At 67.0% G+C, this 13,160-nt stretch carries 12 protein-coding genes; 2 read left to right on the forward strand and 10 right to left on the reverse strand.

The features are described from left to right. Positions 1-31: 31 nt before the first annotated feature. Genes ACXAJT_RS20780 through ACXAJT_RS20795 form a run of 4 tightly spaced genes read right to left on the reverse strand, consistent with a single transcriptional unit; the run spans position 32 to position 5,675 of the window. Positions 32-1,144 (reverse strand): oligopeptide/dipeptide ABC transporter ATP-binding protein, encoded by a 1,113-nt coding sequence (locus ACXAJT_RS20780; RefSeq protein WP_475238459.1) that lies wholly within the window; start codon positions 1,142-1,144, stop codon positions 32-34. After that, the gene (locus ACXAJT_RS20785; RefSeq protein WP_475238462.1) at positions 1,131-3,152 is read right to left on the reverse strand and encodes a dipeptide/oligopeptide/nickel ABC transporter permease/ATP-binding protein; all 2,022 of its coding nucleotides are present in this window, start codon (positions 3,150-3,152) and stop codon (positions 1,131-1,133) included. Before ACXAJT_RS20785 ends, ACXAJT_RS20780 begins: the two co-directional genes overlap by 14 nt. A gap of 18 nt (positions 3,153-3,170) precedes the next feature. Next, positions 3,171-4,094, reverse strand: a complete 924-nt coding sequence (locus ACXAJT_RS20790; RefSeq protein ID WP_475238465.1) for an ABC transporter permease — start codon at positions 4,092-4,094, stop codon at positions 3,171-3,173. Between the two features lie 12 nt (positions 4,095-4,106). Beyond that, positions 4,107-5,675, reverse strand: coding sequence for an ABC transporter substrate-binding protein (locus tag ACXAJT_RS20795; protein WP_475238468.1), 1,569 nt, complete (start codon positions 5,673-5,675; stop codon positions 4,107-4,109). Between the two features lie 203 nt (positions 5,676-5,878). Here ACXAJT_RS20795 and ACXAJT_RS20800 point away from each other — a divergent pair, with 203 nt between their 5' ends. Together ACXAJT_RS20800 and ACXAJT_RS20805 are read left to right on the forward strand one after the other, a co-directional pair. Beyond that, a complete protein-coding gene (locus ACXAJT_RS20800; protein ID WP_475238471.1) occupies positions 5,879-6,772 on the forward strand; it encodes a LysR family transcriptional regulator in 894 nt (297 codons plus the stop codon). A 292-nt stretch (positions 6,773-7,064) separates the two neighbouring features. Further along, complete coding sequence (locus ACXAJT_RS20805; protein WP_475238474.1) at positions 7,065-7,847, forward strand: transglutaminase-like domain-containing protein; 783 nt, start codon at positions 7,065-7,067, stop codon at positions 7,845-7,847. Between the two features lie 9 nt (positions 7,848-7,856). Here ACXAJT_RS20805 and ACXAJT_RS20810 read toward each other — a convergent pair whose 3' ends face one another. The 6 genes from ACXAJT_RS20810 to ACXAJT_RS20835 form a co-directional block, all read right to left on the reverse strand. Next, on the reverse strand, positions 7,857-8,570 hold the full coding sequence (locus tag ACXAJT_RS20810) for an SDR family NAD(P)-dependent oxidoreductase (protein WP_475238478.1): 714 nt from the start codon (positions 8,568-8,570) through the stop codon (positions 7,857-7,859). Next, a complete protein-coding gene (locus tag ACXAJT_RS20815; RefSeq protein WP_475238482.1) occupies positions 8,567-9,334 on the reverse strand; it encodes an SDR family NAD(P)-dependent oxidoreductase in 768 nt (255 codons plus the stop codon). Before ACXAJT_RS20815 ends, ACXAJT_RS20810 begins: the two co-directional genes overlap by 4 nt. Further along, positions 9,331-10,125 (reverse strand): creatininase, encoded by a 795-nt coding sequence (locus ACXAJT_RS20820; RefSeq protein WP_475238485.1) that lies wholly within the window; start codon positions 10,123-10,125, stop codon positions 9,331-9,333. The genes ACXAJT_RS20815 and ACXAJT_RS20820 overlap by 4 nt, the downstream gene beginning before the upstream one ends. Before the next feature lie 64 nt (positions 10,126-10,189). Continuing rightward, positions 10,190-11,503 carry an NtaA/DmoA family FMN-dependent monooxygenase gene (locus ACXAJT_RS20825; protein ID WP_475238488.1) on the reverse strand — a complete coding sequence of 438 codons (1,314 nt, stop codon included), beginning with the start codon at positions 11,501-11,503 and terminating at the stop codon, positions 10,190-10,192. Between the two features lie 60 nt (positions 11,504-11,563). Further along, positions 11,564-12,325: an ABC transporter ATP-binding protein gene (locus ACXAJT_RS20830; protein ID WP_475238491.1), complete on the reverse strand. Its 762-nt coding sequence runs from the start codon at positions 12,323-12,325 to the stop codon at positions 11,564-11,566. Next, on the reverse strand, positions 12,325-13,143 hold the full coding sequence (locus tag ACXAJT_RS20835) for an ABC transporter permease (RefSeq protein WP_475238496.1): 819 nt from the start codon (positions 13,141-13,143) through the stop codon (positions 12,325-12,327). Before ACXAJT_RS20835 ends, ACXAJT_RS20830 begins: the two co-directional genes overlap by 1 nt. Between the last annotated feature and the right edge of the window lie 17 nt (positions 13,144-13,160).

Below are 13,160 nucleotides of genomic sequence, written 5' to 3' on the forward strand. Positions count from 1 at the left end.
TCCTTTCCCGGCCTGCGCCGGGGTGTTTTGGTCAAATGTCAGTCGGGGCCCGCTGCGTCCCGGCAAGCGGGTAGTGGCAAAGACAGCCCGAAGGGCCGGTGTCCGCCCTTGGAACCACCTCGGCGCAGAGCCGCGGCACACTGCGCCCCGCGACCTGCTGCCGCGAGGCCGGATCAAGCCCTTCGGCGACGCGGCGCGCGTGCGGACAGCGGGTGTGGAAGGCGCAGCCCGGCGGCAGGTCGAGCGGGCTGGGGATATTGCCCTCGAGCAGCACCACCTCGCGATTGCGCTCCACCTCAGGATCCTCGCCCGCCACCACCGACAGCAGGCTTTCGGAATAGGGGTGGCGCGGGCTGTCGCAGATCTGCCGGGCCGGGCCCTGCTCGACAAAGCGGCCAAGGTACATGACCCCGGTGGCATCGGCGAAATGGCTGACCAGCGCCAGATCATGGGTGATGATCACATAGGTCAGCCCGAGCCGTTCCTGCAGGTCGACCAGCAGGTTGATGATCTGCGCCTGAATCGACACATCCAACGCGCTCACCGGCTCGTCGAGCACGAGGATCTCGGGCTCGAGGATGATCGCGCGGGCGATGGCGACGCGCTGGCGCTGCCCGCCCGACAGTTCGTTGGCAAAGCGTCCGAGATGCGCGACGCTGAGCCCGACCTGCCGGATCACCCGCTCGATACGGGCGCGCTGATCGTCCTTGCCACCCTTGAGGCCATGCACCACCAGCGCCTCGCGCAGCACGTCATAGACGCGCATCCGCGGGTCGATCGAGGCGCGCGGGTCCTGCAGCACGAGTTGCACCCGGCGCCGCAGCTGCCGCCGCTCGCGCGGGGTGAGGCCGGAGAGCTGCTGCCCGCCCAGCGTCACCTCGCCCGCGGTCATCTTCACCAACCCGACGATCGCCCGCGCCAGCGTGCTCTTGCCCGAGCCGGACTCGCCGACGATGGCGTAGCAGCCGCCGCGCGGCACCGAGAAGCTGACGTTCTGCACCGCGCGCACAACCTGCGTCGCGCCGGTGCGGAAGAAGGATTTGTTCACCGGAAAATCGACGCTGAGGTTGCGCACGTCCAGCACGACGTCCGAGGCGGTCAGACCCTCCTTCTGCATGTCCTTGGGCATCTCATCCTTGGGCATTCTGGGCCTCCTCTTCTTGCGGGAAGTGGCAGGCCACCTCGGCCCCGCCACAGCGCTGCAGAGCCGGGGCGTCGGTCATGCAGGGTTTGCGGCCCTTGGCGCGGGCGCAGCGCGGCGCAAAGCTGCACCCCTCGGGCAGACGCCCCAGCATCGGCGGCTCGCCCGAGATCGCCGGAAGCAGCCGGGTCGAGCCGTCATGCCGCAGCTTCGGCGTCGAGTTGCGCAAGGCGCGGGTGTAGGGGTGGCGGGCGTTGCGGAACACCTCGTCCACCGGCCCGACCTCGACGATGCGCCCGGCGTAGATCACCGCCACATCGTCGGCATAGCGCGCCACCAGACCCAGATCATGGGTGACCAGCATCATCGCCATGTCGCGCTCTTTCTGCATCTTGCGCAGCAGCGTCAGGATCTGCTGCTGGATCGTCACGTCGAGCGCCGAGGTGGGCTCATCGGCCAGCAGGATCTCGGGCTCCTGCGCCAGTGCGATGGCGATCACGATGCGCTGTTTCATCCCGCCCGAGAACTGGTGCGGATAGGCCGAGAGGCGGCTTTCTGGATCGGCGATCTGCACCGCCTTGAGCAGCTCGATGGACCGCGCACGCACCTCTGCGGCGCTGAGGCTGGTGCCCGAGGTCAGCGCCTCGGCCAGTTGTGCACCGATGGTCATCACCGGGTTGAGCGCGCTGGCGGCATCCTGAAAAACCATGCCGATATGGCGGCGGCGCATCTCCTGCACTTCCTTGCCTGACAGATGCGCGGCGGATTTTCCGGCGATCTCCAGCGCGCCGCCAGAGACCACCGCCTGCCCGCGCGGCAGCAGGGTGCCGACGGCACGCAGCAGCGTGCTCTTGCCCGAGCCGGACTCGCCGACCACCGCCAGCGTGCGGCCCCGGCGCAAGGCGAAATCCACCCCGCGCACCGCCGGAAGCTGGCCGCGCTCGGTGAGATAGGAGATCTCCAGATCGCGCCCAAGCGCGGCGGCACCGCCGGGCACCTCCATCCGCGCCTTGGCCTCTGCCGCGCTTTCACGCGGCCCGGTGGGCAGCGCCTTGCCGCCCGAGATCAACCGGGCCAGCATCCCCTGCCCCTTGCGGCGCTTGGCGGCGGTTGGGTCGTAGATGTTGCGCAGCTCCTCACCCAGCAGGTTGAACCCCAGCGCCGAGAGCGCAAGGAAGAGACCGGGGAAGGTCGCCATATAGGGGTGGCTGCGGATATAGGAGCGGCTCTCGCCCAGCATGGTGCCCCATTCGGGTTCCGGCGGCTGGGTGCCGAGCCCGAGGAAGCTGAGGCCCGAGGCGTTGAGCAGCGTCGAGGCAAACAGCAGGCTGCACAGGGTCACGAGGATGCCGCCCATATTGGGCAGTACGTGCCGCGCCATCACCCGCAGGGGCGAGCAGCCGAGCGAAACGCTGCCCTCGACGAAGGGTTCCGACAGGGTGCTCATTGCCACGGCGCGGGTGGTGCGGATGAACACCGGGATCGACACGATGCCCACCGCAAGGATGACGTTCCACGTGCTCGGCCCGAGGATCGCCACGACGGCGAGGGCAAAGACGATGTCGGGGAAGGACAGCATGATGTCGACGCCGCGCATCAGGAGCTGATCGAAGGTGCCACGCACATAGGCAGCCGCCAGCCCCAGCGGCACGCCGATCACGAAGGCCACCGCCACGCCGCCGACGCCGATGCCCAGCGACGAGCGCGCGCCGACGAGGATGCGGCTGAACACGTCGCGGCCCAGCTGATCGGTGCCGAACCAATGCGCCGCCGACGGCGGCTGCAGCGTCGCCATGAAGTCTTGGGTGTAAGGATCGAGCGGGGCCAGCCACGGCCCGAAGAAGGCAAGGAAGGTCAGCACCGTCACCAGCGCGAGGCCGATGGCGCCCTTGGGCGAACTGGCGATGCGGCGCAGGGTTTTCAGCCTTGGATGCAGCAGGGTCTGCCGCAGCAGGCCGGGCCGCGCGTCTGGCTGCGCGCCACCGGGAATGTCGTCGGTTGTTGAAGTCATAGCCATAAGGTCTGCCTGTCAGGCGGCCGCGTAGTCGCGGGTCCGCGGATCGAGCCACTGACCGAGCAGGTCGGTCGCGAGGTTGATGAGGACGAAGAACACCGCAAAGAGCAGCACGCAGTATTGGATCACCGGGTAGTCGGAACTGCCGACCGCGCTGACCAGCAGCCGCCCCAGTCCGGGCACGCCGAACACCGTCTCGGTCACCACCGAGCCGCCCAGCATGCCGCCGAATTGCACCCCGGCGACGCTGACCGCGGCGACCAGAGAGTTGCGCAGCGCGTGGCGCAGGATCACCGTGCGTTCGGCCAGCCCCTTGGAACGGGCCGTGTCGAGGTAATCCTTGCCCATCACCTCCAGCAGGTTGGCGGTGACCAGCCGGCTGAACAGCGCGGCGGGCCGCGTTGCCACCACCAGCACCGGCAGCACGTAATGCGCGGGTGTCGCCGCTCCCGCCGCTGGCAGCCAGCCCAGCGTCACGGCGAACAGCCAGATGCACAAAAGCCCCAGCCAGTAGATCGGCATCGAGATGCCCGCCAGCGTCAGCACGGTGACGGTGGCGTCGAACCACCCGCCCTGCCGCAGCGCGCAGATCACTCCGGTGATCACCCCGAAGGCAAGGCCGATGACCAACCCGCCGACGGCGATGATCAGCGTCTTGGGAAGCCGCTCGGAGATTTCCTGAACCACCGGGCGGCTGGTGCGATAGGAGGTCGCCACCTCGGGATCGACCACGCCGCGCAGAAACAGCGCGTAGCGTTCGAACGGCGGGCGGTCGAGCCCGAGGTGATGCCGGATATCGGCGATCTCCTCGTCGGTGGCCATGTTGCCCGCAAGCTGCGCCGCCGGGTCTCCGGGGATCAGCGCCACGAACCAGAAGGCCAGCAGGCTGACCGCAAAGAGGGTCGGGATTGCGACAAGTAGTCTCTTGAGAACAAACATGGCCGTCCCCGATCAGCCGTCGACCGAGACGCGCACGTCGTCGAACAGCATGGTCTCGTCAGGCCGGATGGTGAAGCCTTCGACCTTGTCAGAGATGCCGATGGCCTGCTTCTGGTACCACAGGAAGACGAAGGGCATCTCGTCCCAGATGATTTCCTGCACCTCGGCGTAGATCTCCTTTTGCTCGTCGATGTCGGTGGTCGCCCGGCCCTCGGCCAGCAGGCCGTCGACGCGCGCGTCGCTGAAGCCGGTGGTGTTGGCGCTGACCCCGGTGTGGAACAGGCGGTAGAGGGTGAAGTCGATGCCCGCGGTGGCGCGGCCGATCATCGACATGTCATAGGTGCGCTCGTCCAGCGGCACGCGGTGCGCGGCGGACCAGCTGGGCAGGTCCAGAACGCGGGCCTGCGCGTCGATGCCGATCGCCTGCCACTGGCCGACCAGCGCCTGACAGACCTGCGCGTCCTTGATGTAGCGCCCGTTGGGGCAGTTCACCGTCAGCTCAAGCGGGGTGCCGCCCGGCCCGTAGCCCGCCTCTTCGAGCAGCGCCTTGGCGCGCTCCACGTCATAGGGCTTGGGCTCGAAGGTCACGCGCAGCGCGTCCTCGGTGCCCGGGCCGACCTGCCCTTCGGAGGGGGTTCCGAGACCGCCGAGGATACCCTGCACCATGCCATCGCGATCCAGCGAGATATTGAGCGCCTCGCGCACCCGCTTGTCTTCGAGCGGGCCGTCCAGAACCATCTCCATGGAGATCGAGAACATGCTGTCGGGCAGGATCACCTCTGCGCTGTCGAGCGCGTTGATCCTGTCGATGGATTCCGCCGGAACGCGGTCGACGATGTCCACCTCGCCGGTTTCCAGCAGCGCCATGCGCGAGCCGTCCTCGGGCACCGCCATGAAGGTGATCTTTTCCAGCGTCGCCGGGCGCGGGCCCTCGTAGTCGGGGTTCGGCACGAGGCTGAAGCGCTCGCCGCCGATGTATTCCTCGACCATGTAGGGGCCCGAGCCGACCGGGTAGAACCCGTATTCGGCGCCCATCTCGGCATTGGCTTCGGTGTCGATGATGCTGGCGGCGGTGTTGGCCAGCAGCATCAACACGTGGCCGTTCTTTTCGGCCATGTGGAAGACGACAGTGTCCTCGCCCTGCGCCTCGGCCTCGCCCAGCGAGGCATAAAGCCCGGCGTAGATCGAGCCGCTGTCGGGATCGAGCAACTGGTTGAAGGACGCCGCCACCGCCTCGGCGTCAAGTGGCTTGCCGTTGCTGAACGTGTGGCCGGTCTCGAAGGTGACGGAGAAGGTCATGCCGTCCTCGGACCAGTCCCATTCCGTGGCCAGTGCCGGCACCACCTTGTTGTCGGCGTCGATGCGGAACAGCTGCTGGAAGACCAGCCCATCGACCGCGTTGCCCACGGGCAGGGAGTTCACGTGCGGGTGGAAGGTGTTGGCGTCGGCGCCGACGGCGATGCGCAGTTCGCCTTCCGGCGCGGCCAGCGCGGCCAACGGCAGCGCGGTGGCCATCAACAGCGAGGCGGTCGCCGACCGCAGGCTGGCGCGGGAGAGCAGAGAGGGGAGGATACGTGTCATGTCAGTCCCTGTTGGCTGTAGGTTGCTGTTCCCCGAAGCGGGAGGGCTTCGGGGGTGGTGCGGAAAGTCAGCGATTCCGGAAACTGGCGGGGAGCGTTCTGCGGCCCCCTCCGGCCATGAAGTAGGCTCAGCTTGCCCAAGCGTAATCTTTTCTGTCAAATTATGTTTGACGCATGCATATATCTTTGGGTTATGGCTTTAGGATGAATTACCGACAGTGCGAGATCTTCGTCACCGCCCTCGAAGCCGGGTCGGTCACCGCCGCCGCCGAGCGGCTGGACCTATCCCAGCCCGCGGTCAGCAAGTCTTTGAAACTCTTAGAGACAGAGTTGGGCGTGCGGCTGTTCCTGCGTGGCGCGAAAGGCCTGCAGCCAACCGATGAAGGGCGCTCTTTCTACCTTGAGGCGGCGCGGCTGACCGAGAGTTTCGGGCATTTGGAAGGCTTCGCGCAAAGCCTCGTGCGGCTGCAGCACGCGCGGCTCGAAATCAGCAGCATTCCGGCGCTCTCGATCGCGTGGATGCCGCAGACGATTTCCGGTTTCCTGCGCGAGTACCCCGATCTTTCGCTGTCCTTCCGCTCGCTCAGTTCGCCCGAAACGGTGCAGCGCGTGGGCCGCGGTGAGCTCGATATCGGCATCTCGCAGGCGCGCAGCGAGGACAGGATGGTCGAGAAGACGCGGCTGTTCGATCTGCAGTCGGTCTGCATCCTGCCCGAAGGCCACCGCCTATGTGCCGAGCCGGCCATTCGGCTCGAGCACCTGCACGACCAGCGCCTGCTGTCGCTGAGCGCGGCCGACGAGATCCGCAAGAAATTCGAGGCCGCGATGCTGATGGCAGGCTATAGCATCCGCAGTCAGATCGATGTGGCGATCGGTGCAATGCTGTGTCGGATGGTCGCCGACGGCCATGGCATCGGCATCGTCGACGAGGAATCCGCCAAGCTGTTCGACGCCGCCGGCGCCGTTGTCCGCCCGCTGGCCGAGGAACTCTCGGTGCCGATATACCTGCTTCAGAACCCGCTGAAGCCGCAAACGCTGATCGCCCGCAAATTCGTCGATCACATGCTCGACGTCACCGCACCGCGGCGCGCTGGCTGACCCTTTCGGAAAACGGCGGCTCGAGCGCGCGTGGCGTGCGTAGCCTGAACTTCAGGTTATGGTAGGGCCCGACAAAGAATTCTCGGTAAGGGTGAAAATGCCACTCGAATATGCATCTTCACCCCAACCACCCCCCACCCGTCCGTGATTTTTTCAGCGCTTCAGCCCGGAATCGACGCAGCGCGCGCGGAGTTTCGCGTCTTTGCACGGTGATTTCCCGGTGATTGCGTGACAATGCGCTCCCGCGGGCCATCTTGTTTTTGGGCAGACCGCTCAAACCCGGGGGTAACGCATGCGCTTGTTGATCGACGTACGAATGCACTACCAATTTCCCCAGCCGAACACGGTCACGCTTGTGCTTGAGGCCGCCGAGACCGCCGGTCAGATCGTGCGGCATGCCAATCTTGATCTTGGCGATGCCCGCGTCACCCGCATCGCAGGGGATGAAGGGATCGGCAGTCGGCTCTGGGTCGAGGTGCCCGGCGAGGAAATGCGCCTGAGTTACACCGCCGAAGTGGAGGTGACGCGCCCCGACCTGCCGCTCGAGACCCTGCAAGCCGCTCCCTTGCACGCGCTGACCGCCGAGGTCGCGCCGTTCATCCGCCCCTCGCGCTATTGCCTGTCGGATAAGTTCGTCGCCTTCGTTGGCCGCCGCTTTGGGCACCTGCAGGGCGGCGCGAAAGTGCTGGCGATCCGCGACTGGATCGAGGCCGAGCTGGACTATGTGCCCGGCAGTTCCGATGCCGACACGCATGTGCTGGAAACCTTCGCCGCGCGGCAGGGGGTGTGTCGTGACTACGCGCATCTTTTCTGCGCCATGGTGCGCGCGGCACAAATCCCGGCGCGGATGGTCGCCGCCTATGGCGCCTGCGTCTCGCCGCCGGATTTTCACGCGCTGGGGGAGGTCTGGCTGGACGGGCGATGGCACCCGGTGGATGCCAGCGGCATGTGCCGCCCCGATGCGCTGGCGCTGATCGCCGTGGGGCGAGACGCTTACGACATCGCCTTCATGGAGTCGCAGGCCCCGGCGATGCTGTTGCAGCAAAAGGTGAATGTGACCGAGGCCGCTGGCTGAGCCGCCGCCTCAGTACATCGCCGAGCCACCGTTGACGCCATAGACCTGCCCGGTGATGAAGCCCGCGCCCGGCCCCGCGAGAAACACCGCCATGGCGGCGATCTCCTCGGGCGTGCCGAAGCGGCCAAGCGGCGTTGCCAGATCGCGGGCGATGGCCTCGGGTGTCATGCCGGCGGTCATCTCGGTCGTCACCGGACCGGGGGCGATGGCGTTGACCAAGATATCCGGCCCCAGTTCGCGGGCGAGGCTGCGGGTCATTGCGATGATCCCGCCTTTGGAGGCGGCATAGGCCACGGTGTTCGCCGCCCCGAGGTAGCCCAGATCGGAAGCGGTGAAGACGATCCGCCCGGCCGGCATCTGCCGCACCGCCTCGCGTGCGGTCAGGAAGGCCCCGCGCAGGTTCACGCCGATCACTCGGTCGAAGGCCTCGGCAGAGGTGTCGCGCAGCGGGCACTCGTCCAGAATTCCGGCGTTGGCGAACAGCCGCGTCACCGCACCCAGCCGCGTTTGCAGGCTGTCGAACATCTCGCGAACCTCGGCCTCCGAGGTCACATCGGCGCGCAGCTGCAGGATATCCTCCGGCAGATCCGCCGCCGCCGGATCGCCCGGATGGCAAACGGCAACCTTCGCCCCCGCCGCGCGCAGCGCCAGCGCCATGGCACGACCAATGCCCCGACTGCCACCGGTCACCAGCACCACCTCTCCGGACAGCACCCCGCTCATGCCAAGGTCTCGCCACGGTCGATGCAGATCGCCTGCCCGCTGATCGAGGCCCCGCCGGTGCTGGCGAGGAAGAGATAAAGCGCGGCTATGTCCTGCGGCAGCATGAGGCCGGGTATCGCCTTCGCCGCCAGAATATCCGCCATCACCGCGTCTTGGCTGCGGCCCTCGACCCGCGCCATCTCGGAGGCCGAGGCCAGCGCGGACTCGGTGCCGATCCAGCCGGGGCAGACCGCGTTCACCGTGATGCCGCGCGGGCCAAGCTCTCTAGCCCAGCTGCGCATCAGGCCGAGCATCGCGTGTTTCGACGCGGCATAGGCGGAAAACCCAGCCACCGCCGTCTTGCCCCAGATCGAGGAGGTCAGCAGGATGCGCCCGCCCTGCCCCATCTTCGGCAGCGCCGCGCGGGTGACATGCTCGGTGCCCATGACATTGGTGTGCAGCACGTCGGCGGCCATCGCCCCCGCCCCCGGATCACCAAGCCACGTGGGCCGCTCGATCCCGGCGTTGTTGACCAGCACGTCGATCCTCTCCAGCGGCGCCAACGTCTTGGCCACAGCCTCGGACGACCTGATATCGCAGCGCAGCGGCGTCGCGGAAAGCGCCTTGGCCGCGGCCTCGATCCCCGCATCCTCGGCCAGCATCCAAAGCGTCGCGCCGGCCGCCGCGAAGGCGGCTGCAACGCCCTGCCCGATGCCACGGCTAGCGCCGGTCACCAGCACGGTCTGCTCGGTGAAATCGAAACTGGCCCGGCCCGCCCGGCTCATCCGCCGAGCCCGAACTCGCCGCGCACCGCCGCGCCGATGTCATGCCGGTACTGCGCCGCCATCAGCGCCCCCTTCGCGGGCGTGGCCCCTGCGGCAGAGACGAGGTTGCCCTCGGGCGCCACCCACTCGCGGTGCGGCGGCCATGCGTCATAGGGCGGGGCAAAGGCGGCCTTGTTGTCGGGGATCAGTTCGGTGCGGACAAGATGCGGGTAGTAATGCATCATCAGCGAGGTCTCGAGCACCGCCGCATGTTCCAACTCGATCCCCGGATAGCCCTCGGGGAAGACCTGCGCCAGCGTGTCTTCGGTGAGAAAATCCCAATGCTGCAGGCACATGACGCGCAAGTCCTGTCCCGCCGCGTCGCGCATCGCCAGATCGATGCCTTCGGTGAGAAACCACAGGTTCTCGTAGTTGCCATCGAGCACGCAGATCCGCCGCACGCCGTGGCGCACCAACTCGCGGATGATGTCGCGCACGATGCCCGAAAGCGTTGCCGCGTCGAGCCCGGTGGAGCCGGGAAAGAATGGGCCGCCCGCCGAGCGGGTCATCGACTTGTAGCCATAGCAGACGGGTGCGGCGACCACGCCGCCGAGATCGCGGGCGATCTCTTCGGCGATGGCCAGCGGCAGCATGTGGTCCACGCCCATCGGCAGATGCGGGCCGTGCTGTTCAAGCGCGCCGGTGGGCAGAAAGACCACCGGGTTGCGCTCCAGCGCGGCGGCATATTCGGGCCATGTCATCTCGGCCATCAGAACCGGCGAGGGTGCGGGCGGTTGGGCGGGGCTGGTCATGATCGGCCTTTCCTTGTTGCCGCGCGGGCCCCGCGACGAGGCCCGCGCATTTTCGCGAAAGTCCTCAGAACTCTTTGAGGTTGTCGCGCAGCAGCTGGTGTTTGTACTCGGTCCGCACGAGGCCGCGACGCTGCAGTTCCGGCACCAGCCCGTCGGCGATCTCGACAAGGTAATGACGGCTCACCCGCAGCACCGGCGTGGTGATCAGGAAACCGTCGCCGCCCACTTCGGCCATCGCCTCGCCCATCTTGTCGGCCACCTGCGCCGGGGTGCCGATCAGCTCCATCGACGAGACCAGCCCGCCGCCCTCGGCTGCCGCCAGTTCGCGCAGGGTCTTGCCGCTGCCCCATTGCTGGAATTTGTCGAGCGTGCCGCTTTCGCCGTTGGTCACCAGCTTCTCGGGCAGCGGCTTGTCGAGGTCGTACTGCGAGAAGTCGATTTCGGTGATCGCCGAGATCGAAGCCAGCACGTCGTTGACGAAATGGTCCGCAGTGGTGCCGCGCTCGTATTTGGCGCGGGCGTCTTCCTCGGTCTCGCCAAGCGTGGGGGTGACGCAGAACAGCACCTTGATGTCGTCGGGGTTGCGGCCGATCTTCTCGGCGCGGGCGCGGATGTCATCGCGGAAGGCCTTCATCCCGTCGACGCCATTGGCCACCGAGATGATGCTGTCGGCATGCTGCGCGGCAAAGTCGCGCCCCCGCGGCGAGGCCCCGGCCTGCACGTAGACCGGGCGCTTCTGCGGCGAGGGCACGGTGTTGAGCGGGCCGCGCACCTTGAAGAACTCGCCCTCGAAGTCGATGCTGCGCACCTTGTTGCTGTCGGCATAGACGCCATTCTCGCGGTCCAGCACCACCGCATCGGCGTCCCAGCTGTCAAAGAGCTGGCCCACAACGTCCATGTATTCGTCGGCCATGGCGTAGCGCTGCTCGCGCGGGGGCAGCACATCCATGCCGAAGTTCTGCGCGGCCAGATCCTCGGCGGAGGTGACCACGTTCCAGCCGAACCGCCCTTTGGTCAGGCTGTCGATGGTCGAGCTGAGGCGGGCCAGAAGGAACGGCGGATAGGCCATGGTCGACATGGTGGCGACCACCCCGAGGTTGCGCGTCGCCATGCCCATCGCCACCGCCAGCGGCGCCGGATCGTGCTTGGGGGCCATCATGCCGTTGGCCAGCGAGAACTTGCGGTCGCCGCCGAAGGTTTCGGGCACCATCAGCTTGTCCTCGATCATGATGTAATCGAAGCAGGCCCGTTCCAGCGTCTGTGCCATCTCGACGTAGAACTGCCCGTCCCACGGGTAGCCGCCCTGCCCGAAGGGCGCGCGCCACTCGTCGGGGGTGAAGTTCATGAACCATGCGAGGTGAAAGCGTTTGTCGGTCATCTGTCGGTCGTCCTTGGAAATGCGCCAGACATGTGCTGGCTAAGATCGGGAGGAAGGGGCTCAGCCCGCCGCGCGCTCGGCGCGGCGCAGGCTGCGGGCCAGCCGCGGCTTGGCCTCGAAGTCGGAGGTGATGATCGAGCCGTAGCGGTGCGGCGCGTGCGGATCGTGACGGCGCTTGTCCACGGCGATGACCCGCGTGCCGAGGTGGAAGGCCTCGGACAGATCATGGGTGACCATCACCACGGTCATCTGGTGCTCGTCCCACAATTCCAGCACCAGTTGGTGCATGGCCTTGCGGGTGCCGGGATCCAGCGCGCCGAACGGCTCGTCGAGCAGCAGCACCTTGGGCTTGGTCATCAGCGCCTGCGCGATGGCAAGCCGCTGCTGCTGTCCGCCCGACAGCTGCGCCGGATAAAGCGCCGCATGACCGCCCAGCCCGACGCGATCGAGCATCGCCTGCGCCCGGTCGCGCAGTTCGGCGCGGGCGCTGCCGAAGAGCCGCCCGAGCAAAGCTGCCGCCTGCCATTCGGGGCCGGTCATCACGTTGCCGATCACCGTGCGGTGCGGGAACACCGAGTAGCGCTGAAAGACGATGCCCCGGTCGGGCATGGGCTCCGGCGCGATGGGCGCGCCGTCGATGAGGATCTGCCCGCCGCTCGGGGCTTCTTGGCTCAGCAGCATGCGCAGGAACGTCGACTTCCCGGCCCCCGAAGGCCCCACCACCGCAAGAAACTCGTTGTCATCGATGAACAGGTTGATGTTCTCGAGCACGACGGTCTCGCCGTAGCTCTTGGAGACGTTGTCGAAGGTGATGATGGCCATCAGCCGCCCTCCCGGAAGCGCGTCCAGGGGATCGCGTCATGTGCGAGGCGCAGGGCATAATCCAAGGCGAAGGCAAGGAAGGTGATCCACACGACGTAAGGCAGGATCACGTCCATCGCGAGGTAACGACGGACGAGGAAGATGCGGTATCCCAGCCCGGCCTCGGCGGTGATCGCCTCGGCGGCGATGACAAAAAGCCACGCCGCCCCCAGCGACAGCCGCACCGAACTGATCAGCCGCGGCAGCACCTGCGGCAGCACCAGCCCGAGGATCATCTGCCATGTCGAGGCACCCAGGGTCTGCGCCTTTACGATCTGTTCGCGCGGGATTTCCGACACCCGCAGCATCACATCGCGGATGATGAAGGGCGCGATGCCAAAGACGATGAGCACGGTCTTCGACAGTTCGCCGAGGCCGAAAAGGATAAAGAGGATCGGCAGCACCGCCAGCGGCGGCACCAGCGAGAGCGCGGCGAAGAAGGGCTCGAAGAGGGCGCGCAGGTAGGGGATGAAGCCCACCAGCACGCCGACCACCAGCCCGATCGCCGCCGAGAGGCCAAGGCCGATCCCCAGTCGCGACAGCGAGGCCCAAGTGTCGGCCCAGAAGAGTTTCTTGCCGGTCGCCATGTCGATCTGAAAGATCAGGCGGGACATGGCGGTGCGAAAGGCCTCGAGGCCCGGCATCAGCTTGTCGGAGGCATCGGCGGCGTGCCGCGCCTCGGAGGTGATCGCGTAGATCGCGATCACCAGAATGAAGGGCATCGCGCCCAGCAGGATTTTGCTCCTGCGGGACGGAAGCCGGTTGATGGCTCGGCGCATGGAAACGTCTCGGGTCG

The organism is Salipiger sp. ABF4_146 (assembly GCF_056161345.1).

Excerpts from the sequence above, each read along its gene's own strand:
- ACXAJT_RS20780 (WP_475238459.1), bottom strand. The coding sequence starts at position 1,144 with ATGCCCAAGGATGAGATGCCCAAGGACATGCAGAAGGAGGGTCTGACC.
- ACXAJT_RS20785 (WP_475238462.1), bottom strand. The coding sequence starts at position 3,152 with ATGACTTCAACAACCGACGACATTCCCGGTGGCGCGCAGCCAGACGCG.
- ACXAJT_RS20790 (WP_475238465.1), bottom strand. The coding sequence starts at position 4,094 with ATGTTTGTTCTCAAGAGACTACTTGTCGCAATCCCGACCCTCTTTGCG.
- ACXAJT_RS20795 (WP_475238468.1), bottom strand. The coding sequence starts at position 5,675 with ATGACACGTATCCTCCCCTCTCTGCTCTCCCGCGCCAGCCTGCGGTCG.
- ACXAJT_RS20800 (WP_475238471.1), top strand. The coding sequence starts at position 5,879 with ATGAATTACCGACAGTGCGAGATCTTCGTCACCGCCCTCGAAGCCGGG.
- ACXAJT_RS20805 (WP_475238474.1), top strand. The coding sequence starts at position 7,065 with ATGCGCTTGTTGATCGACGTACGAATGCACTACCAATTTCCCCAGCCG.
- ACXAJT_RS20810 (WP_475238478.1), bottom strand. The coding sequence starts at position 8,570 with ATGAGCGGGGTGCTGTCCGGAGAGGTGGTGCTGGTGACCGGTGGCAGT.
- ACXAJT_RS20815 (WP_475238482.1), bottom strand. The coding sequence starts at position 9,334 with ATGAGCCGGGCGGGCCGGGCCAGTTTCGATTTCACCGAGCAGACCGTG.
- ACXAJT_RS20820 (WP_475238485.1), bottom strand. The coding sequence starts at position 10,125 with ATGACCAGCCCCGCCCAACCGCCCGCACCCTCGCCGGTTCTGATGGCC.
- ACXAJT_RS20825 (WP_475238488.1), bottom strand. The coding sequence starts at position 11,503 with ATGACCGACAAACGCTTTCACCTCGCATGGTTCATGAACTTCACCCCC.
- ACXAJT_RS20830 (WP_475238491.1), bottom strand. The coding sequence starts at position 12,325 with ATGGCCATCATCACCTTCGACAACGTCTCCAAGAGCTACGGCGAGACC.
- ACXAJT_RS20835 (WP_475238496.1), bottom strand. The coding sequence starts at position 13,143 with ATGCGCCGAGCCATCAACCGGCTTCCGTCCCGCAGGAGCAAAATCCTG.